This window comes from Pseudomonas sp. BMW13, from assembly GCF_013357275.1.
Taxonomy (GTDB): domain Bacteria; phylum Pseudomonadota; class Gammaproteobacteria; order Pseudomonadales; family Pseudomonadaceae; genus Aquipseudomonas; species Aquipseudomonas khazarica.
On record NZ_SUKD01000004.1, the window covers coordinates 115,892 to 136,684 of the forward strand.

The following is a 20,793-nucleotide window of genomic DNA, read 5'->3' on the forward strand; positions in this document are numbered from 1 at the left end:
GGCCCTCACCGGCGCACTACGCATTTCTCAGCAGCCTCAGCGCACTGCGCAGGTGAGGCTGCTCGATGCCGCATATCCAGGAAGAACACGATGTCGGACGTACAGACACAGGACGTATTGGACAAGGCCGTCGCCGAGGGCGGCGCCTACGAGGTGCTGCACAAGCGCCTGCAGGAGCAGGGGCAGCGCCTGCGCGGGTTGACCGAGGCGCTCAATGGCCAGCGCCTGGCCGAGTTCGGCAGCAGTGCGATGGAGGCCATCGGCCGGGTCCGCATCCGCACCGAGAACAACTGCATCGCCCGCGATATCGTCCAGGTCGGCGAGTGCCTGCTGTTCGGCTACAACGTGTTCCTCGGCCTGAAGAAGGAAACCACGATCTCCGACGTGTTCTCCCTCTACCGACTGGTGCAGGGCGCGGAAGGCTTCGATGCCGAGCCGGTGTCCCTGGAGGGTTCCTTCCTGGCGCAGGCCAGCTTCGTTGCCGACTTCAACGAGCTGTACACCTATTACAAGAACACCCGTCTGCTGCAACTGGCGATTCGCGATGGCAAGCTGCTGGCGAGCTTCCAGATCGGCGAACGGGTCAGCGACATCCGTGTGTTCCGCTGGTCGATCTCCACCGACGCCAAGGAAGTTCGCTACATCGATAACCGTGGCGAGCGCGATATCGCCCTGCCGGCGCCGTTCGATTTCGAATGGCAGAAGACGTCCCGCGAGATGGCGGTCACCGGCCGCCATCCGCACATGAACATCCTCGACACGGTGTTCGTCGAAACTGTCGGTGGCGACCTCACGATCAAGGTCGAGAACAACACCCAGGACGGCCTGGGCATCTACCGCGAAGCCGTGGTGGACAAGACCCAGTCGCTCGACGACGCGCAGATCGAATACGCCCGCCTGGGCAGCCTGATCCTGCTCAAGGTGCTGCCTTACCGCGAGGAGCAGTGGCGCTACCTGGTGTTCAACAGCCTGACCAACCAGGTCGAGCGCATCGACGCCATCGGCCTGGCCTGCGTACAGTTGCCGGAAGATCACGGCATCATCTTCCCCGGCGGCTACTACCTGCAGAGCGGCGAGTACAAGACCTTCGAACAGCCCATGGACGGCATGCGCTTCAAGCGCTCGGTCCGCTCGCCCAACGGCGAGGACGTGCAGTACATCTTCTACCACCCGGAGGAAGGTCGTTCGGCGCTGTTCACCTACAACATGATCAAGCGTCAGCTGCACAACCCGATCTTCGGCCACGGCTACGCGCGCCTGGAGGACGGGCGCATGGTGATCTTCTCCGCCGAGGGCAGCGAGCCGACCCGCATCCATCCGATGCAGATCTGGCAGACGCCGTTCGAGAGCGACGACTACGCGGCTCGCCAGCCGGCGCGCAGCGGTTTCTTCGGTCGTATCGGCAATGCCGAGCTGGTGCGCGGCGTGTCCGACCTGCTCAACCTGAGCCGCGAGATCGACAGCCGCGAAGTGTCGGTGGCGCGCTACACCCAGCTGTGCCAGAACACCCGTCGCCTGTTCGACGTCTACCACTGGCTGGGTGACGCCCAGTGCGCCGAGCTGGCGCCGCTGCTGCGCGAGGTGGCCGCCACCTCCGAGCTGGTGCTCGACGAGTTCGAGAAGGTCGAGAGCATTCGCCAGCAATCGGCCCGTGCCATGACCGAGGCCGAGACGCGACAGAAGAGCCTGCTCGCCGGCCTGCTGGTCGACAGCTGGGACGAGGTGCAGCATTTCGTCGAGGCGCTGAATGCCATCACCGCGCAGCGCGGCCAGCTGCTGACCATCCGTGACTACCGCTACATCGACGTGGCGCGCATCGACGCCATGGAAGCCGAGTTGCTCGAAGCGCAGGAGCGCGTGGCGGCGGCCACTTCGAACTTCCTCGCCAGCGACGCGGCCCTGCAACCCTATGTGCAGCGCCTGGGTGAACTCGATGGCCAGGCGCAGAAGGCCGAGAGCGTCACCCAGCTGAACGAGCCGCTGGTCGAGATGCAGGCCATGGCCGGCAACCTGGACATGCTGTCGAGCCTGATGGCGTCGCTGAAGATCGACGATGCCACCCAGCGCACCCGCATCGTCGAGTCGATTTCCGAGGTCTATGCCCACCTCAACCAGGCCAAGGCGCGCGCCGAACAGCGGCGCAAGGGGCTGGGCTCGGCCGAGACCGTGGCGCAGTTCGGCGCCCAGTTCAAACTGTTCAGCCAGGGCATCACCAACGCCCTGGCGCTGGCGCAGGACCCGGAGAAGTGCGACGAGCAGCTGTCCCGCCTGCTGGTGCAGCTGGAAGAGCTGGAAAGCCAGTTCGGCGATCACGAGGAATTCCTCAGCGACATCCTGGGCAAGCGCGAAGAACTGCTGGAAACCTTCGAGTCGCACAAGCAGAGCCTGCTCGACGACCGTCAGCGCCGTGCCCAGGGCGTGCTCGACGCCGCCCAGCGCATCCTCGACAGCCTGGGCCGGCGCACCGCGCGCCTGACCCAGATGGAGGAGCTCAACGCCTTCTTCGCTGCCGACCCGCTGATTCTCAAGCTGCGCGAGATGGCCGAGCGCCTGCGCGAGCTCAAGGACAGCGTCAAGGCCGATGACGTCGAGGCGCGCCTCAAGGGCGCCCGCGACCAGGCCGTGCGTGCCCTGCGCGACAAGAGCGAGCTGTTCGAAGAGGGCGGCAACGTTATCAAGCTCGGCCCGCGCCACCGTTTCAGCGTCAACACCCAGGAACTCGACCTGACCCTGATGCCGCGTGGCGATGGCCTGTACCTGCATCTGACCGGCACCGATTTTCTCGAGCCGCTGCGCGACGAGACGCTGGAAGGCCTGCGTGACTACTGGCAAGTGTCGCTGGAGTCCGAGTCGCCGTCGCTGTACCGCGCCGAATACCTCGCCGGGCTGGTGCTCGACGCCGCCGTGGCTGGCCGTGAAGGGCTCAGCCTGGACCTGCTCAAGACTCACCTGGCGCAGCCGCAGAGCCTGACCCGGGTGATCCGCGACTTCGCCGCCCCGCGCTACAAGGATGCCTACGAGAAGGGCATCCACGACCACGATGCGGCGCTGATCCTCAGCCAACTGCTGCCGCTGCGCGAAAGCGCCGGCCTGCTGCGCTTCGCGCCCACCGCGCGCGGGTTCGCCGCGCTGTTCTGGAACCGCTGGGGGGCGGACATCGAGGCCGAACTGTGGCCGGAGCGTGCACGCAGCAGCCTGCACTTGCGTCAGCTGTTCGGCAGCAGCGATGGTGTCCGCCGCCTGCAGGACGAAATCGATGCGGCGATGCAGCGCTTTCTCGCCCAGCATCCGCTGCCGGTCGATGCCGCGCAGCGTCAGCAGGCTGCGGCCTATCTGATCGAGGAACTGGCGGCCAAGCCCATCGAGTTCACCTTCAGCAAATACGCCCGCCAGCTGCTCGACACCCTGCAGCAGCGCATGCAGGCCAGCCACGTGTGGGACGACTACCGCGCTGCCCTCGACAACCTGCGCGGCCGCCCGCAGCAGCGCTGGTCGCTGGTGCAGACCTGGCTCGATGGCCTGTGCGCGCAGGACGAGGCCCTGCGCGAGCTGCTCGACTACGTGCCCGAGGCGATCGCCATCAGCCTGCTCGATGACGACTTCCCCCGGCGTTTCACCGAGGTCGACCTGCGCTTCAGCGTCAGCGGCCTGCTCGGTGACCATCCGCGTCTGCAGGATGCGACCCTGGTGCTGGCCATCGACGATTACTTCGCCCGCCTGCGGCAGCACCTGGAGCACTTCGTGCCGCAGCTGCAGCGCTACCAGACGCTGCGTCAGGAAGTCATCAACCGCGAGCGTGAGGCGCTGCGCCTGGCTGAGTTCAAGCCGCGGCCGCTGTCGTCGTTCGTGCGCAACAAGCTGATCAACGACGTCTACCTGGGCTTCATCGGCGACAACCTGGCCAAGCAGATGGGCACCGCCGGCGAGAACAAGCGGACCGACCTGATGGGCCTGCTGATGCTCATCTCGCCGCCGGGTTACGGCAAGACCACCTTGATGGAGTACGTGGCGCATCGCCTGGGGCTGATCTTCATGAAGGTCAACGGCCCGGCGCTGGGCCATGAGGTGCGCTCCATCGATCCGGCGCAGGCGCCGGATGCCACCTCGCGCCAGGAGCTGGAGAAGCTCAACCTGGCGCTGGAGATGGGCAACAACGTCATGCTCTACGTCGACGACATCCAGCACACCCACCCCGAGTTCCTGCAGAAGTTCATCTCGCTGTGCGACGGCACCCGGCGCATCGAGGGCGTGTGGAAGGGCAAGACCAAGACCTACGACATGCGCGGCAAGAAGTTCTGCGTGGTGATGAGCGGCAACCCCTACACCGAGTCCGGCGAAGTCTTCAAGATTCCGGACATGCTCGCCAACCGTGCCGACATCTACAACCTGGGCGACACCCTGGGCGGCATGCAGGAGGCCTTCGCGCTGTCCTACATCGAGAACAGCCTGACCTCCAACCCGGTGCTGGCGCCGCTGGCCACCCGCGACATGGCCGACGTCTACCGTTTCGTCGCCAAGGCCGAGGGCAAGCCGTTCTCTGCCAATGAACTGAGCCACACCTACAGCGCCGCCGAGATCAACGAGATTTCCTCGACTCTGCAACGCCTGATGCAGGTGCGCGACGTGGTCGGCCGGGTCAACCAGCAGTACATCGTCAGCGCCGCGCAGGCCGACCAGTACCGTACCGAACCGCCGTTCAAGCTGCAGGGCAGCTACCGCAACATGAACAAGATGGCGGAGAAGATCAGCTCGGTGATGAACGATGGCGAGCTGCTGCAGCTGATCGCCGACCACTACCAGGGCGAGTCGCAACTGCTCACCACCGGTGCCGAAGAGAACCTGCTCAAGCTCGCCGAGCTGCGTGGCAATCAGACGCCCGAGCAGGCCGAGCGCTGGGCGCAGATCAAACGCGACTTCATGCGCAACAAGGCCATGGGCGGCAGCGACAGCGATGTCGGTGGCCGCGTGGTGGCGCAGCTCAACGACCTGGTGGAAAGCGTGCGTGGCCTGGGCGCCGGCAAGCCGGCGGCCGAGGCGCCCAGCGTGCCCTGGGAGCAGCTGCTGGCGGGGTTGGACAACCTCGGCAAGCTGCGGCCACAGGTGGAAGTGGTTGCACCTGCGCAGCCGGGCACGCAAAAATTGCTCGAGAACCTGGCCGACAGCCTGGAAAACAGCTTCCTGCCGCTGATCAAGGCGATGGACAAGAAGATCGACATCGATTTGCGCACGCACAACCGCATGCTGGAAATATCCACCCAACTGCGCGACCTCGGCACGCTGCTCGGACACGAGCAGCGCAGCGACGCCGCGGATGACGAGGCGCCGTGAGGCGAGGCTGGCTGGTTGAGCTGCGTCCGCTGCTGCTGATCAGTGGTGCGATGCTGCTGCTGCAACTGGCCAACAGCGCCCTTGGCGGCGCCCTGAACGTCTGGGGCCTGGTGCCCCGGCATGTCGAGGCATTGCCGGGTATTCTCTTCGCGCCCTGGCTGCACGGCAGCTGGGCGCACCTGCTCAGCAACCTCAGCGGTTTGCTGGTGCTGGGCAGCCTGGTGCTGTTGCGCTCACGGCGCGACTTCCTGTTCTCTAGCGCCTTCATCATCATCGGCAGCGGCCTGCTGGTCTGGGTGTTCGGCCGTACCGGCCTGCACATCGGTGCCAGCGGCTGGCTGTTCGGCTTCTGGGGCCTGTTGCTGGCGCGCGCCTGGTTCGAGCGCAGCCTGCTCGACCTGCTGCTGGCGGTACTGGTGTTCTTTCTCTATGGCGGCTGGTTCTTCGGCTTGTTGCCGCGTGCCGGCGTTTCTTTCGAATATCACCTGGCGGGAGCGTTCTGCGGTGTGTGTTACGCCGCCCTGAGCCGCCGCCGAAAAGGTCATTGAAAACTACCTGCGTTGCCATCGCGGCGTTAAAAAACAGGCTCGGAATGCTCATTTACAGCTGTAAACTCCGCTTCCTCGCCGTTTTGACCAGCCGGAGGCTGTTACTAACGTAGCGCCTTGCGCTGGCTGCCTCGCCTACGTTTTCAACGGCTTTTCAATTATGAAAAAGGACTTTGCATGGACTTCAACCATCTCGATCAGCAACTGCGTGACAGCCTCGCCGACCTGCGTCTGAGCAACGAGGAGCGCGACGAACTGCGCCAGCTGGGCAGCGAGCTGAGCAGCGACCAGGTGCGCTTCATGCGCAACCGCGCCTTCGCCCTGGCCCGTGAGCTGATGCGCGAGCCGACCAATGTCGAGCCGGTGCTGAAGTGGCTGGAGCAGGTGATCAAGACCCTCGACAGCGTCGGCAGCGCTCCGCGCGTGGAGCATGCTACGGCGCACTTCAGTCCGGGCGAGAGCTGCCGGCGCAAGATCCGCGACCTCTGCCGCCAGGCGCGCAAGAGCGTGGAGATCTGCGTCTACACCATCTCCGACGATCAGCTCAGCGAAGAGGTGCTCGCCTGCCATGAGCGCGGCATCGCGGTGCGGGTGATCAGCGACAACGAAAAGCAGTTCGATGCCGGCAGCGACATCCAGCGCCTGCGTGACAAGGGCGTGCCGCTGCGCATCGATGCCGGTCCCTTCCACATGCACCACAAGTTCGCCCTGTTCGACGGTCGCCTGCTGCTCAACGGCAGTTTCAACTGGACCCGCAGCGCCAGTACCAGCAACGAGGAAAATCTGCTGGTGATCGACCATCCGCAACTGGTGGCGGCCTACAGCCGCGAGTTCGAGATGCTCTGGACGCGTTACGCAGACAACTGATGACTCAGCCTCACGCCCAACGGCTTCTCGGTTTCTACCGCAGCTGCTACCTGGCCGACAGCCGCGACCTGGACCTGGACAACGTTGCCCGGCTGCCCGGCAAGCGCTGGGCCTGGCTCGACGGGGACGAGGAACTGGCCAGCGGCGGTGTGCCGCTGCTGCCGCTGTCGGCCGAGCTGGGCCGGGAGCTGGCCGAGGCGCAGACGCTGTACCAGCGTGAGCTGCAACTGATCTACGGCGTGCTGCCGATCTGTGGTCGCCAGCAGCTGGACGGCGGCGCATCGCGGGCCATCTGCGGCCCCCTGATGTATTACGAGGCCAGCCTGCAGCCGACTGCCGATGGCCAGGCCCAGTTGCTGGTCATCGATCCGCAGCAGGTGCGTGGCAACTGGCGTCTGCTGCGCAGCCTGTTCGACGAAAGTGGCGCGGACAGCCTGGACGGCCTGCCGTTGCCCAGCGGGGTGCTGGACGCCTCGGCACTGGGTCAGTTGCTCGCCTGGGTGGCGCGCCATACGCAGGTGCGTGAGGTCAGCGAGGCGGCGGGCTTTCCCCGGCTGGTCGACGGCGAGGCGCTGGGCAAGGCCCAGCGCCGGCGCAGCCTGTCGCTGCAGGCGGGCGCCTTCGTCGCCCTGGTGCCGCGTGGCAGTGGCAGCCGTGGCATCGCCCATGAGCTGCAGTTGCTGCAGGAGGCGCAGCAGCTGTCGCCGGCCCTGTTGCAACTGCTCGGCGAGGCGTCGGACGCGCCGTTGTCCGTGGTCGCGAGCACGCCGCAGCGCCTGCCGGCCCAGCTCAGCCTGGCGCAATGCCGCGCGCTGGACAATGCCGCGCGCCATTGCCTGAGCCAGATATCCGGTCCGCCCGGCACCGGCAAGAGCTACAGCCTGGCGGCGCTGGCGCTGGATCGTTACCTGCAGGGCGAGAGCGTGCTGCTGGTCAGCCGCAGCGCCCAGGCCGTGCGGGTCATCGCGCAGAAGCTGCGTGAGGACTTCGGCCTGCGCGAGGGTATCCTGGAGGGCGATGGGCAGAGCCTGCGCCAGGCCTTGCGCGACCGCCTGCAGCGCATGCTGCAGGGCGAGATTTCCGATGTCAGCGACCAGCTCGAGGCGCGCCAGCGCAGTGAGCTGGAGGTGCTGACCCTGGCCGAGCGCCGCCTTTCCGGCGACTTCGTGGCCCGCTGCGAGCAGGCCGTGCGCTGGAGCCGTCTGCTGCTGCGCGCCGAGCGCGGCAGCCTGGCCTTCTGGCGCCGCTGGCTGCAGGTGCCCTGGGTACGCAGGCGGGTCGGCAGCAGCGTGCGTCCCTGGGCGTTGCTGGACGAGCTGCGTGAATGCCAGCGGCGTCGCCAGCAGCTCAGCCGCGAGCACCTCAACAGCCATCACAGCCTGGCGCTCAAGCGTCTGCTGATGACCGACCGCAGCCTGTTCGTGCGCTACAACCAGGCCATCCGTGCGCGCAATTCGCAGCGCCAGCTGGCGCTGTTCGAGGACATCGATCCGGCGCGCCTGCTGGCCGCGTTCCCGATCTGGGTGGTGACGCTGGACGAGCTGCACCGCCTGCTGCCGTTGCGCGCCGGGTTGTTCGACGTGATGGTGATGGACGAGGCGACCCAGTGCGACATCGCCTCGGCGCTACCGGCCTTCCAGCGCTGCAAGCGCGCGGTGGTGACCGGCGACGCACGCCAGTTGCGGCATATCTCCTTTCTCTCCCGCGTGCGCGAGGCGCAGCTGCTGCAGCGTGCCGGGCTGCAGGCCGACGAGCGCGAGGCCTGGAGCTACCGCGACAACAGCGTGCTGGACCTGGTCGGCCTGCAACTGGCCAGCCAGGACGCGGTGGTGTTCCTCGACGAGCACTTCCGCAGCCGCCCGGCGCTGATCCGTTTCAGCAACGAGCTGTTCTACGACCAGCGCCTGCGGGTGATGAAGGAACGTCCCGGTGGCGACACCTGCGACAGCCTGCAACTGCTGCGCGTCGAGGGCGCACGCGGTCGCAACGGGGTCAACGAGGCGGAGGTCGAGCGGGTGCTGGAGTTGCTGCGCGAGCACTTCGACACCTACCGGGACAGCCCGCTCAAGCCCAGCGTTGGCGTGCTGTCGCCGTTTCGCGACCAGGTCGAGCGTATCCGCGAGCGCATTGGCGAGAGCATGCCGCTGGAGCAGTTGCGCGCGTTTCGCCTGCTGGTGGACACGCCCTACGGCTTCCAGGGCGAGGAGCGCGACCTGATGATTCTCAGCTTCGCCATCGACGTCGAGTCCACCCAGGCGGCCCACTACCTGAACCGCGCCGACCTGTTCAACGTGGCCATCACCCGCGCCCGCGAGCGCCAGGTGCTGCTGTTCAGTGGTGACGAACGCCAGTTGCCGGCCACCCATCTGCTGCGCCGTTACCTGGAATTTCAGCAGCAACCGGCGGTCAGTTTGCAGGCAGGGGCCATCGATGTCGCCCGCCAGGATCTGTGCCAGGCGCTCGAAGTGCAGGGCGTCGGAGTGTGGAGCCACTACCCGCTGGCCGGGCAGGTGCTGGATCTGTTCTGCCGACGCGGTGACAGATGCCTGGCCATCGACCTGATCGGTTTCCCTGGCGAAGGCGAAGGCTTTCTCGAACTGGAGCGCTACCTGGTGCTGGCCCGCGCCGGTCTGGAAACCCTGCCGCTGAGCTACGGTCTCTGGCAGGAGGCGCCGGAGCAGGCCGTGCAGGCGGTGCTGGCGCGGCTCTGAGGCGCCGCTTCGCGGATGCGCCGTCGCGGCGTCGCTTGACGCGTGCGGCGATCGTGGCCTAGGCCTTTGGTAGACCAACACTGTGCCGGGGGGCTCATGACACTGCGCAATGCTGTTCAACTGATCACCTATCCCGACCGCCTGGGGCGCAACCTGGGCGAGCTCTACCAGTTGCTCGACCGGCACCTGGGCGATGCCCTGGGCGGTGTGCATATCCTGCCGCTGTATCCGTCCAATGCCGACGGTGGCTTCTCGCCGCTCACCCACATGGAGGTGGACCCGCGCTACGGCGACTGGGCGGATGTCGAACGCATCTCCGCGCGTTTCGACCTGTGCGTCGACCTGGTGATCAGCCATATCGCCGACGAGTCACCGGAGTTCCTCGATTTCGTCGCGCGCGGCCAGGACTCACCCTACGCGGAGCTGTTCGTGCAGGTCGACAGCCTGGGCGAGATCAGCCATGACGACCTGGCCAAGATCCATATCCGCAAGGAGAAGGAGCCGTTTCGCGACGTGCGGCTGGCCAACGGCGGGACCTGCCGGGTCTGGTGCACCTTCACCGAACGGCAGATCGACCTGAACTACGATTCGCCACAGACCTACCAGCTGATGGAGCAGTACATGGCCTTCCTCGCTGCGCGCGGGGTCAAGCTGTTCCGTCTGGACGCCTTCGGCTACACCACCAAGCGCATCGGCACCAGCTGCTTCCTGGTGGAGCCGAACGTCTATCGTATCCTCGAATGGTTTCGCGAAACCGGGGCCAAGTACGAGACCGAGATGCTCCCGGAGGTGCACGACCATATCAGCTACCAGTACGCCATCTCGCGCCGGCAGATGCGCCCCTATGCCTTCGCCTTGCCGCCGCTGGTGCTGCATGCCTTGCTCACGGGGAGCAGCCGCTACCTCAAACACTGGCTGCGCATGTGTCCACGCAACCAGATCACCGTGCTCGATACCCATGACGGCATCTGCATTCCCGATGTCGAGGGCATGTTGCCCGAGGCGCAGATCCAGTACCTGGTCGACGAGATCTCGACGCGCAGCGCCGACCCGATCCTGCGCCGCTCGGCGGTGAACGTGCACAGCGTGGGCGCCATCTATCAGCTGACCTGCACCTTCTACGAGGCGCTGATGCGCAACGACGAGGCCTACATTGCCGCACGGGCCATGCAGTTCTTCACCCCCGGCATCCCGCAGGTGTACTACGTCGGCCTGCTCGCCGGCTGCAACGATTTCGATCTGCTCGAGCGAACCGGCGAGGCCCGCGACGTCAACCGCCACTACTACAGCGTCGAAGAGGCCGAGCAGGCCTTGCAGCAACCGCTGGTGCAGCGCCTGCTGGCGTTGATGCGTTTCCGCTGCCGGCACCCGGCCTTCGAGGGGCGTTTCGAACAGAACTATTCGGCGGATGACCAACTGCTGCTGGCCTGGCGCCATGGCGAGCATTACTGCCGCCTGCACCTGGACCTGAGCAGCCTGCAGGCGAACATCGAGTACAGCGACGAGCAGCGGGGGATCTGCCACATGACCTGCTGAAGGTCGGCGGGGGCCATGCTTTCGCGGTAGACTTGCGCTCTTTCGACCAGCCAAGAAGCCCGCCATGGCCCTGCCATCGACCACCTACAAGATCGACCTGAACCTCACCGACATGGATCGCAGCGTCTACCAGACCCTGCGTTTCACCGTCGCCCGCCATCCTTCGGAGACCGAGGAGCGCCTGGCCGCGCGGTTGATCGCCTATGCGCTGTTCTACGACGAGCAACTGGCCTTCGGTCGTGGTCTGTCGGACGTCGACGAGCCGGCGCTGTGGGAGAAGAGCCTGGATGATCGCGTGCTGCACTGGATCGAAGTGGGGCAACCGGACAGCGAGCGCATCACCTGGTGCTCGCGGCGTACCGAGAAGTTCAGCCTGGTGGCCTACGGCAACCTGCGCGTGTGGCAGGGCAAGTGCCTCGACCCGGTGCGCAGCCTGAAGAACATCAACGTCGTGGCCCTGGGGCAGGAGGCGCTGGCCGAGCTGTCACTGGACCTGCCGCGCTCGCTCAGCTGGAGCGTGATGATCAGCGATGGCGAGCTGTTCGTCACCGACGAGCGCGGCCAGCACGAGATTCCGCTGGAGTGGTTGGCCGGCCAGCGCTGAGCTTTGCAGGGTGGACGACGCCCTTTTCGTCCAGCACAACGCGTGTGCGGGGTGGATGGATGCCGTGTCGCCCACCCTGCGCATCAGCCCGGCGAGTGTCGAGCCGTAGCCCGGATGCGATCCGGGGCCGCCCCTACCCAATGTCCGGACTGCATCCGGGCCACATCTGAAAAGCGACCTTTTGTTCATGCGTATCGAAGCCCGTCCCTTGCCTGCTCAGTTGCCCGACCTGGGCAACCTGCCGCCCTTGCTGACCCGCCTGTACGCCGCCCGTGGCGTGCAGTCCGCCGAGGAGCTGGACAAGGGCCTGGCGCGGCTGATTCCGTATCAGCAGCTCAAGGGCATGACGGCGGCGGTGGAGCTGCTGGTCGAGGCGCTCGAGCAGCGCCAGCGCATCCTCATCGTCGGTGACTTCGATGCCGACGGCGCCACCGCCAGCAGCGTCGGCGTGCTCGGCCTGCGTCTGCTCGGCGCGGCGCATGTCGACTACCTGGTGCCCAACCGTTTCGAATACGGCTACGGCCTGACCCCGGAGATCGTCGCCGTGGCGCTGCAGCGCCAGCCCGACCTGCTGCTGACCGTGGACAACGGCATTTCCAGCGTCGAAGGCGTGGCTGCGGCCAAGGAGGCCGGGCTCAAGGTGCTGGTGACCGACCACCACCTGCCGGGGCCCGAATTGCCGCAGGCCGACGCCATCGTCAACCCCAACCAGCCCGGCTGCGAGTTCCCGAGCAAGGCCATGGCCGGGGTCGGGGTGATGTTCTACGTGTTGCTGGCGCTGCGTGCACGCCTGCGTGAAAGCGGCTGGTTCGCCACTCGCCAGGAGCCGAACCTGGGCGAGCTGCTCGACCTGGTGGCGCTCGGCAGCGTGGCCGACGTGGTGCCGCTGGATGCCAACAACCGCATCCTGGTCCACCAGGGGCTGGCGCGTATCCGTGCCGGCCGTGCGCGGCCCGGGCTGCGGGCGATTCTCGAAGTGGCCGGGCGCGATCATCGGCGCATCACCTCCACCGACCTGGGGTTCATCCTCGGCCCGCGACTGAATGCGGCGGGGCGCCTGGACGACATGAGCCTGGGGATCGAGTGCCTGCTCAGCGACGACGAAGCGCTGGCCCGCGACATGGCGGTGCAGCTCGACCAGCTCAACCAGGACCGCAAGGCCATCGAGCAGGGCATGCAGCGCGAGGCGCTGGCCCAGCTCAAGGACCTGCCCGTGGCGGACATGCCGTTCGGCCTGTGCCTGTTCGAGCCGGACTGGCACCAGGGGGTGATCGGCATCCTCGCCTCGCGCCTGAAAGAGCGCTACCACCGTCCGGCCATCGCCTTCGCCGATGCTGGCGATGGCATGCTCAAGGGCTCGGCGCGCTCGGTGCCAGGGTTGCATATCCGCGACGCGCTGGACGCGGTGGCGGCGCGACATCCGGGGCTGATCAGCAAGTTCGGCGGACACGCCATGGCCGCCGGGCTGTCCCTGCGGCAAGAACATTTCGGTGCCTTCGCCGCGGCCTTCGATGCCGAGGTGCGCCGTCAGCTCAGCGAGGATGACCTCACCGGCAGGCTGCTTTCCGACGGCCAGCTCGACGCCACCGAGTTTCACCTCGAACTGGCCCGTGCACTGCGCAATGCCGGGCCCTGGGGCCAGCATTTCCCAGAGCCGCTGTTCCACGGCGTGTTCCAGATCGTGGGCCAGCGCATCGTCGGCGAACGTCACCTGAAGCTGGTGCTCAAGACCGAGTGCGGCAGCGTGCAGCTCGACGGCATCGCCTTCAACATCGACCGCGACATCTGGCCCAACCCCACGCTGCGCTGGGCCGAGGTGGCCTACAAGCTCGACCTCAACGAGTTTCGCGGCAACGAGAGCGTGCAGCTGATGGTGGCGCATATCGCCCCGCGCTGAGGCGGGGCAGCGCGCGAGCTAATTCGCCAGGCCTTCGAGTACCTGGCGCAGCTGTTCGCGGTTGGCCGGCGAGCAGGGCAGGATCGGTGCGCGCACCTCGTCGCTGCTCAGCCCCAGCAGGGCCAGGGCCGCTTTCAGCGCAGCCGGGTTGGCTTCGCAGAAGGCCGCCTGCATCCAGGGCAACAGGCGATAGTGCAACTGCCGGGCGCCGCGCAGATCACCCTGCATGACGCACGCGTGCATGCGCGCATAGAGGTCGGTGCGGACATGCGCCGAGGCCGAGATGGCGCCATGGCCGCCCAGGCACAGGGTGCTGAATATCTGCGTATCCTCACCGGCAAGCACCTGCACCTGTGCGTCCGCGATCAGGGCCATGGTGGTTTCCGCATCGCCTGCACAGTCCTTGATGGCGGCGATATTGGCGTGGCGCACGATGCGGCGCAGCGTGTCGCGTTCGATCCGCACGCCGGTCCGGTAGGGGATGTCGTAGAGCACCAGCGGGACGCTGGCGGCATCGGCCAGGGTGGTGAAGAAGTGCTCCAGCCCGGCCTGGGAGGGGCGAATGTAGTAAGGCGCCGGTACCAGCAGCCCGGCCAGCGGGCGGCGCTGGATATCCCGCTGTCGATCGAGCAGGGCAGTCAGCTGGTTGCCGGCCAGGCCCATGATCACCTGGTGCGGCGCGGCCTGGCGCAACACGGCGTCGAGCACGGCGAGCTGTTCGTCCTCGCTCAAGGCCGCGGCTTCGCCCGTGGTGCCGCACACCACCAGGCCGGCCGCGCCATCGGCGAGCAACCGCTGCACCAGCCGATCGAGGCTGGCGAAGTCGATCTCACCGTTGCGCAACGGGGTGGCCAGGGCGACCCAGATACCACTGAAACTGGACATGTGAAACTCTCCTTGCGACTGACCGTCTGGTCGCCGTCAGGGAGGGTACGGGAGAGGTGCTGGAGGGTATGAACCTGGCGCCTGGTGTCCTGTCAGCCCATCTGACGGGACAGCGCGCCCCGGTCAAATGAGCGACTGTTTCTTGGATTTCTTGGCAACGACGACGCACGCGCACTGGCAGGCACGGAAGCCTGGGAGCAGTGAGCTGTGGTCGAAGGTGGCGTACATGGGAGGCCCGTTGCATGAATCGTTCGCCGATGGTGCTTGGCCCGGCGCGCGGCTGTCAAGCGCGAGCGACGGTAATATCTGGAAGCATTCCGCAGGCTGCCCGGCCAGGGGACGAGGCCTACACTCGAGCGGATTTCCTCAGGAGGATGCTCAATGAATACCCGTGGCTTGCTCGATCAACTGCTCAAATCCGGTCAGGACCTGCTGCAACAGAAAGGGGCGGGCGGTGCGTCGTCGGGGCTGGGCGGCGCGCTCGGTGGGTTGCTCGGTGGTGGCGCAGGTTCCGGCAGCAAGGGCGGCAGCGATCTCGGCGCCATGCTCAAGGGCGCTGGCGGCGGTGCGGCGCTGGCCATGCTGCTGGGCAACAAGCGGGTGCGCAAGGTGGGCGGCAAGGTGGCGGTCTACGGTGGCCTGGCTGCGCTTGGCGTACTGGCCTACAAGGCTTACGGCAACTGGCAGGCGCAGCAGGCCCAGCAGGGTGGCGCGCAGCCGCTCGAGCCGCAGACGCTGGACCGTCTGCCGGCGCCGCAGGCCGAGCAGCACAGCCGGGCGATTCTCAAGGCGCTGGTGGCAGCGGCGAAGGCCGACGGCCATGTGGACGCCCGCGAGCGTCAGTTGATCGAGGAGGAACTCGGCAAGCTGGCGCAGGACGCCGAGCTGCAGGGCTGGCTGCACACCGAGCTGAACAAGCCGCTCGACCCCGCCGATGTCGCCCGCGCCGCGACCACGCCGGAAATGGCCGCCGAGATGTACCTGGCCAGCGTGCTGATGGTGGATGAGGAGCACTTCATGGAGCGTGCCTACCTCGAGGAGCTGGCGCGCCAGCTGCAGCTGGCGCCGGCGCTGAAGGCCGAGCTGGAGGCGCAGGTGCGTCAGGAGCTGTCCGGCGTCCGCTGATGCGGCGTGCGCATCAGTCCCTGTGCCAGGCGCGGCCCGGCACTGCGTTCTCGGCCTGCCAGTCGACGTCATGATCGGCCAGGTAGGCGTCGACTGCGGCGCCTACCGTCGGCTGGATACGCTGTTCGCGGTTTTCCCGCAGGAGCCCGAAGCGCCTGAATTTGTCCTTGACCGGCCCCTTGACCTCGGCGAAATGCAGTTCGATGCCGGCTTCGGCCAGCATCTGCTCCAGTTCGGCGAGCATGTCGGCGGAGGTGACGTCGATGCTGGTCACCGGCTCGGCGGCGATGACCAGGCGACGCACCGGCGTCGGCGAGCGGGTGATCGCCTGCAGCACGCACTGCTGGAACTGTTCGGCATTGGCGAAGAACAGCGGCGCATCCCAGCGCAACAGCAGCAGGCCGGGTATCAGGCGGGCTTCCGGGTGGCGCTGGATATCGTGAAAGCCCCGTACGCCGTCGACCTGGCCCAGCACCGCGTAGTGCGGACGCCAGCCATCCCAGAGAAACTCGATCACCGCCAGCAGCACGGCAATGCCGATGCCGGGGATGGCGCCGAAGGTGGCGACGCCGGCGAAGCAGGCCATCGACAGCCAGAACTCCCACTGTTGCACGCGATAGATGCGCATGAGGTCTCGCACCTCGAACAGGCCGATCACGGCAGCGATCACCACCGCCGCCAGGGCGCTGGTGGGCAGGTGCTGCATCAGGTTGGGGGCGGCGACCAGCAGCAGGGCGACCGCCAGGGCGCCGACCACGCCGGCCATCTGCGTCTGTGCCCCGGCGGCCTCGGCTACCGGTGTGCGTGACGAGCTGCTGCTGATCGGGAACCCCTGGAAGAAACCGCCGATCAGGTTGGCGGCCCCCAGGCCGACCATCTCCTGGTTGGGGTCGACATGGCGGCCACTGCGCGCGGCATAGGTGCGCGACAGCACGCTGGTGTCGGCGAAGGCGACCAGCGCCGCCGCCACACCGCCGAGCACGACGGCGGACAGATCGATGCCGCTGAGCCAGGGCAGGGTGAAGCCCGGCAGCCCCTGCGGCAGTTCGCCGAGGACGCTGGCGCCATGGCGGGCGAGGTCCAGCAGCTCCACCGCCAGGGTGGCGAGGGTGACGGCGATGAGGATGCCGGGCAGGCGCTTGAAGCGCCGCAGCAGCAGGATCAGCGCCAGCGTGCTGCCACCGATGGCCAGGCTGGCCCAGTTAAATTGCGCGTCCAGTACGCCGCCGACGATGGCCCAGATGTCCTGCACCGGTCCCTGGCTGTCGATGGAGAAGCCGAGCAGCTTGGGCGTCTGGCTGATCACCACGCTCAGGGCGATGCCGTTCATGTAGCCGTAGCGAATCGGCTTGGACAGCAACTCGGTGATGAAGCCCAGGCGCAGCAGGCCGGCGACGATGCAGGTCAGGCCGGCTACCACGGCCATCATGCTGGCCAGGGTGATCGCCCGCAGCGGGTCACCTCCCGACAGCGGCAGGACCACGGCGAGAATCACTGCGGTCAGGGCCGAGTCGGGGCCGAGCACCAGGATGCGGCTGGGGCCGAACAGGGCGTAGGCCAGCAGTGGCACGATGGTGGCGTACAGGCCGTAGATGCCGGCGACGCCCGAGGCTTCGGCATAGGCGATGCCCACCGGCACCAGCATGCTGGTCAGCACCAGGCCGGCGGCGATGTCCCTGGGCAGCCAGCTCAGGCGATAGTGGAGCAGCGTGTGCAGACCAGGGAGCCAGCGTCGCCAGCCGCGTTGCTGCACGATGACGGGAAGCGATTTGTAGTGAGGGGCGGGCATCGCGTGGCGCTCGGGAGACATCTGCCTAGTAAAGCGCAGAGTAGGGGCGCCTCACCAGCCTGGCGGCGTTGCACTGTCTTGCCGGTGTTTCCGCAGAGGTTCTGCAGGGATATTCACGCGCTGCATGTCAGACCAAAAGATCATACTGTTGCGACGCGATGCCCGTTAGGCTCGAGGTTTCGATCCGCCGCCTCGCGAGGATGCTCATGGCGCATTTGCCCCTGGAGAGTTACGACTACCTGATCGTCGGTGCCGGCCCGGCCGGTTGCCTGCTGGCCAATCGTCTGTCCGCAGACCCCTCCGTCAGCGTGTTGCTGATCGAGGCCGGCGGCCCGGACAACTACCCCTGGATCCACATCCCGGTCGGTTACCTCTACTGCATCGGCAATCCGCGTACCGACTGGTGCTACAGCACCGAGGCGGACCCCGGCCTGCACGGTCGTTCGCTGAAGTACCCGCGTGGGCGGGTGCTCGGCGGCAGCTCCTCGATCAACGGCATGATCTACATGCGCGGGCAGGCTGCCGACTATGACGGCTGGGCGGCGGCGGGCAACCCGGGTTGGGCCTGGCGCGACGTGCTGCCCCTGTTCAAGCGCTCGGAGAACCATTTTGCCGGAGCCAGCGAACTGCATGGCGCTGATGGCGAGTGGCGGGTCGAGCGCCAGCGCCTGTCCTGGGAGATTCTCGAGGCCTTCCGCCACGCGGCGGCGCAGCGCGGCATCGCCAGCATCGACGACTTCAATGGCGGCGACAACGAAGGGTGCGGTTACTTCCAGGTCAATCAGCGACACGGCGTGCGCTGGAACGCCTCGAAAGCCTTTCTGCGCGATATCGGCCAGCGCCCTAATCTGCAGGTGCTGACCGGTGCCGAGGCCGAGCGCCTGGAGCTGGAGCAGGGCCGCGCCAACGCCGTGCAGCTGCGCTGGCAGGGGCGGGCGCTGCGCATCGCCGCGCGCCGCGAAGTGCTTCTGTGCGCCGGCGCCATTGGCTCGCCGGCCTTGCTGCAGCGCTCGGGTATCGGCCCGCGACCGCTGCTGGAACGGCTGGGGATCGGCGTGCGCCACGAACTGCCAGGGGTGGGTGCGAACCTGCAGGATCACCTGCAACTGCGCCTGATCTACCGCATCGAGGGGGTGAAGACGCTGAACCGCATTGCCGCCACGCCCTGGGGCAAGCTGGGCATGGGGCTGGAGTACCTGCTCAAGCGCAGCGGGCCGCTGTCGATGGCGCCCAGCCAGCTCGGCGCCTTCGCCAAATCCGACCCCGGTCAGGCGCGCGCCAACCTGCAATATCACGTGCAGCCGTTGTCGCTGGAACGCTTTGGCGAGCCATTGCATGACTTCCCCGCGTTCACCGCGTCGGTCTGCAACCTGCGCCCGGAGAGCCGTGGCTGCGTCGAAATCCGCTCGGCGGATGCCAGTGTCGCGCCGGCGATCCGCCCCAACTACCTGAGTGACGAGCGCGATCTGCAGGTGGCCGCCGATGCGATTCGCCTGACCCGCGAGATTGCCGCGGCCCCGGCACTGGTCCCCTACCACCCGCAGGAATACAAGCCGGGGCCGGACTATCGCAGCGACGCGGACTTGCGGCAGGCGGCGGGGGAGATCGGCACCACCATCTTCCACCCCGTCGGCACCTGTGCGATGGGCCAGGGGCGCGACGCCGTGGTCGATGCGCGTCTGCGCGTGCACGGCATTGCCGGTCTGCGCGTGGTCGACGCGTCGATCATGCCGAGCATCACCTCCGGCAACACCTGCTCGCCGGTACTGATGATCGCCGAGAAGGCCGCGCAGATGATCGCCGAGGATGCGCAGCGCCCGGCGAGCGTCGTTGCGCCCCAGGCCGTCGCGCTCAGCTGAGGTCAGCCGCTGGCTGATGAAAGCGGGCGCAGTTGCGCCCCCCGTGCTTGGCCTGGTAGAGCGCCAGGTCGGCCAGTTGCAGGACGTTGCCCAGGTTGTCGTGATCCTGTGGCCAGATCGCGCCGCCGACACTGCAGCCGATGTTGACCTGTCCCGCCTCCAGCGTGATGGGCATGCCGAGCGCGGCGATGGTGCGTTCGGCCACCAGCTGAGCATGACGCTGGGCGTCCTGCTCGGGCACCAGCAGCACCATCACGAACTCGTCGCCACCCAGGCGCGCGACCATGTCGCCCTCGCGCAGGCAGTGGCGCAGGCGCTGTGCGACTTCGGCCAGCAGTTGGTCGCCAGCCGCGTGGCCATGGGTGTCGTTGATCGGTTTGAAACCGTCCAGGTCGAGGTACAGCAGGGCCAGGCAGCCCTGCAGCAGGCGGCTGCGCTGCTGTGCCAGGGGCAGGAATTTCTCCAGGGCGATGCGGTTGGGCAACCCGGTGAGCGCATCGTGGTGAGCCAGGCTTTCCATCACGCCGAGGGCCGTCTGCTGCTGGGTCAGGCTTTCCACCAGGTGGCGGATCGAATGGCTCAGCTGGCGTACTTCGCGGCTGCCCTGCAATTCGGGGATTTCCGTCGCCTCGCCGGCGCTGAGGCGATCCGCTGCGCTGGCGATGTCCTGCAGCGGGCGGGTGAAGTAGCCGCTGATCAGCCAGCCGAGAAAGGCGAAGATCAGCGCCAGTCCGCCACCGATGAACAGGATGTTGGTGCGCAGCTCATGGGCCGGGGCATAGGCCTGCTCCAGCGACTGGCGCGCGACCACCGTCCAGCCCAGGCCGGGGTAGTCCTGATAACCCTGGCTCAGGGTGAGGCCAGTCAGGTATTCCTTGCCATCGGGCCAGCGCTGAATCCTCCAGCGGCTCTGGCCAGGCTGCAGTTCGCCGAGAACGGGCAACTCCAGCTTCTGGCCGATCATGGCGCGCGGGCCGAGAAGGATGCTGTGATCCTGGCCGATCACGAAGAACTCGACCAGGTGGCGGTCCTGGCTCGGCGCCAGGATCGACCGGCGCACCTCATCGGCCCAGGCCCAGGACAGGTGGCTGGCCAGCACGCCGACCAGATTACCGTCGCTCCCGTGAATCGGCAGGCTGATATCGACGAATTTCATCGCCTCGCCCGTCGGGTTGGGCAGCAGGTTGGCGAGCAGCACCGCGTCATGCACATCGCCGATGAATAGGCCATTACGGCCCTGGAGGTAGACCGGCCGCTGGGCGATGCTGACACCCTCGAGCACGCCGTTGCTGGAGGCCAGGACCAGGCCTTGCGGATCGGTGAAGCCGATCCAGGACATGCTCGGCATTTCCTGCTGCAGGCTGTCCAGCAGGCGGCGTATCTCGCGCGAGTCGTTCGGCGCGAGCAGCGCCTGCTGGCTGCCAAGGAGGCGCAGTACGGAGGCCCGCGAGGCCATGTCGCGGTCGAGACGACCGACCATGGCGAACGACACCTCCGCCAGGTCGCCGCCGACGTTCTGGCGAATCTGCTGGCTGCTGTGCTGGCTGATCAACGACCCCAGCAGGGCGCAGAGCAGGCTGACCAGGACGGCGATGAACAGGGCGATATGGCTGCGCATGCTGTGTGATGGGAGCATGGGGTGGG

General features: G+C 66.9%; 12 protein-coding genes. 9 read left to right on the forward strand and 3 right to left on the reverse strand.

The annotated features are described in order from the left end of the window. Window positions 1-90 precede the first annotated feature (90 nt). The 7 genes from E4487_RS04275 (at window position 91) to recJ (ending at window position 13,491) form a co-directional block, all read left to right on the forward strand. Window positions 91-5,328, forward strand: a complete 5,238-nt coding sequence (locus tag E4487_RS04275; RefSeq protein WP_175252775.1) for a DNA repair ATPase — start codon at window positions 91-93, stop codon at window positions 5,326-5,328. Beyond that, window positions 5,325-5,876: a rhomboid family intramembrane serine protease gene (locus E4487_RS04280; RefSeq protein ID WP_037049400.1), complete on the forward strand. Its 552-nt coding sequence runs from the start codon at window positions 5,325-5,327 to the stop codon at window positions 5,874-5,876. Before E4487_RS04275 ends, E4487_RS04280 begins: the two co-directional genes overlap by 4 nt. Window positions 5,877-6,053: 177 nt before the next feature. Further along, window positions 6,054-6,743, forward strand: coding sequence for a phospholipase D-like domain-containing protein (locus E4487_RS04285; RefSeq protein WP_037049398.1), 690 nt, complete (start codon window positions 6,054-6,056; stop codon window positions 6,741-6,743). Beyond that, window positions 6,743-9,454 carry a DEAD/DEAH box helicase gene (locus tag E4487_RS04290; RefSeq protein WP_257229334.1) on the forward strand — a complete coding sequence of 904 codons (2,712 nt, stop codon included), beginning with the start codon at window positions 6,743-6,745 and terminating at the stop codon, window positions 9,452-9,454. Before E4487_RS04285 ends, E4487_RS04290 begins: the two co-directional genes overlap by 1 nt. A 96-nt stretch (window positions 9,455-9,550) precedes the next feature. Next, window positions 9,551-10,990: a sucrose phosphorylase gene (gene gtfA, locus E4487_RS04295; protein ID WP_175252776.1), complete on the forward strand. Its 1,440-nt coding sequence runs from the start codon at window positions 9,551-9,553 to the stop codon at window positions 10,988-10,990. Window positions 10,991-11,054: 64 nt separating this feature from the next. Continuing rightward, window positions 11,055-11,594 (forward strand): YaeQ family protein, encoded by a 540-nt coding sequence (locus E4487_RS04300; protein ID WP_037049391.1) that lies wholly within the window; start codon window positions 11,055-11,057, stop codon window positions 11,592-11,594. A 187-nt stretch (window positions 11,595-11,781) separates the two neighbouring features. Next, on the forward strand, window positions 11,782-13,491 hold the full coding sequence (gene recJ / locus E4487_RS04305) for a single-stranded-DNA-specific exonuclease RecJ (RefSeq protein ID WP_175252777.1): 1,710 nt from the start codon (window positions 11,782-11,784) through the stop codon (window positions 13,489-13,491). Window positions 13,492-13,509: 18 nt separating this feature from the next. Here recJ and dapA read toward each other — a convergent pair whose 3' ends face one another. After that, entirely contained in the window at window positions 13,510-14,376 is an 867-nt protein-coding gene (gene dapA / locus E4487_RS04310; RefSeq protein WP_175252778.1) for a 4-hydroxy-tetrahydrodipicolinate synthase, read from the reverse strand. A gap of 381 nt (window positions 14,377-14,757) precedes the next feature. On the opposite strand from dapA, the gene E4487_RS04315 reads away from it, so the two are divergent. After that, the gene (locus E4487_RS04315) at window positions 14,758-15,501 is read left to right on the forward strand and encodes a tellurite resistance TerB family protein (protein ID WP_150606090.1); all 744 of its coding nucleotides are present in this window, start codon (window positions 14,758-14,760) and stop codon (window positions 15,499-15,501) included. Between the two features lie 13 nt (window positions 15,502-15,514). Here E4487_RS04315 and E4487_RS04320 read toward each other — a convergent pair whose 3' ends face one another. Further along, window positions 15,515-17,290, reverse strand: coding sequence for a SulP family inorganic anion transporter (locus E4487_RS04320; RefSeq protein WP_175252779.1), 1,776 nt, complete (start codon window positions 17,288-17,290; stop codon window positions 15,515-15,517). A 206-nt stretch (window positions 17,291-17,496) separates the two neighbouring features. Here E4487_RS04320 and E4487_RS04325 point away from each other — a divergent pair, with 206 nt between their 5' ends. Then, entirely contained in the window at window positions 17,497-19,149 is a 1,653-nt protein-coding gene (locus E4487_RS04325) for a GMC family oxidoreductase (RefSeq protein ID WP_373921502.1), read from the forward strand. Here E4487_RS04325 and E4487_RS04330 read toward each other — a convergent pair. Beyond that, entirely contained in the window at window positions 19,142-20,785 is a 1,644-nt protein-coding gene (locus E4487_RS04330; RefSeq protein ID WP_150606086.1) for a diguanylate cyclase domain-containing protein, read from the reverse strand. The genes E4487_RS04325 and E4487_RS04330 overlap by 8 nt on opposite strands. Window positions 20,786-20,793: the final 8 nt, after the last annotated feature.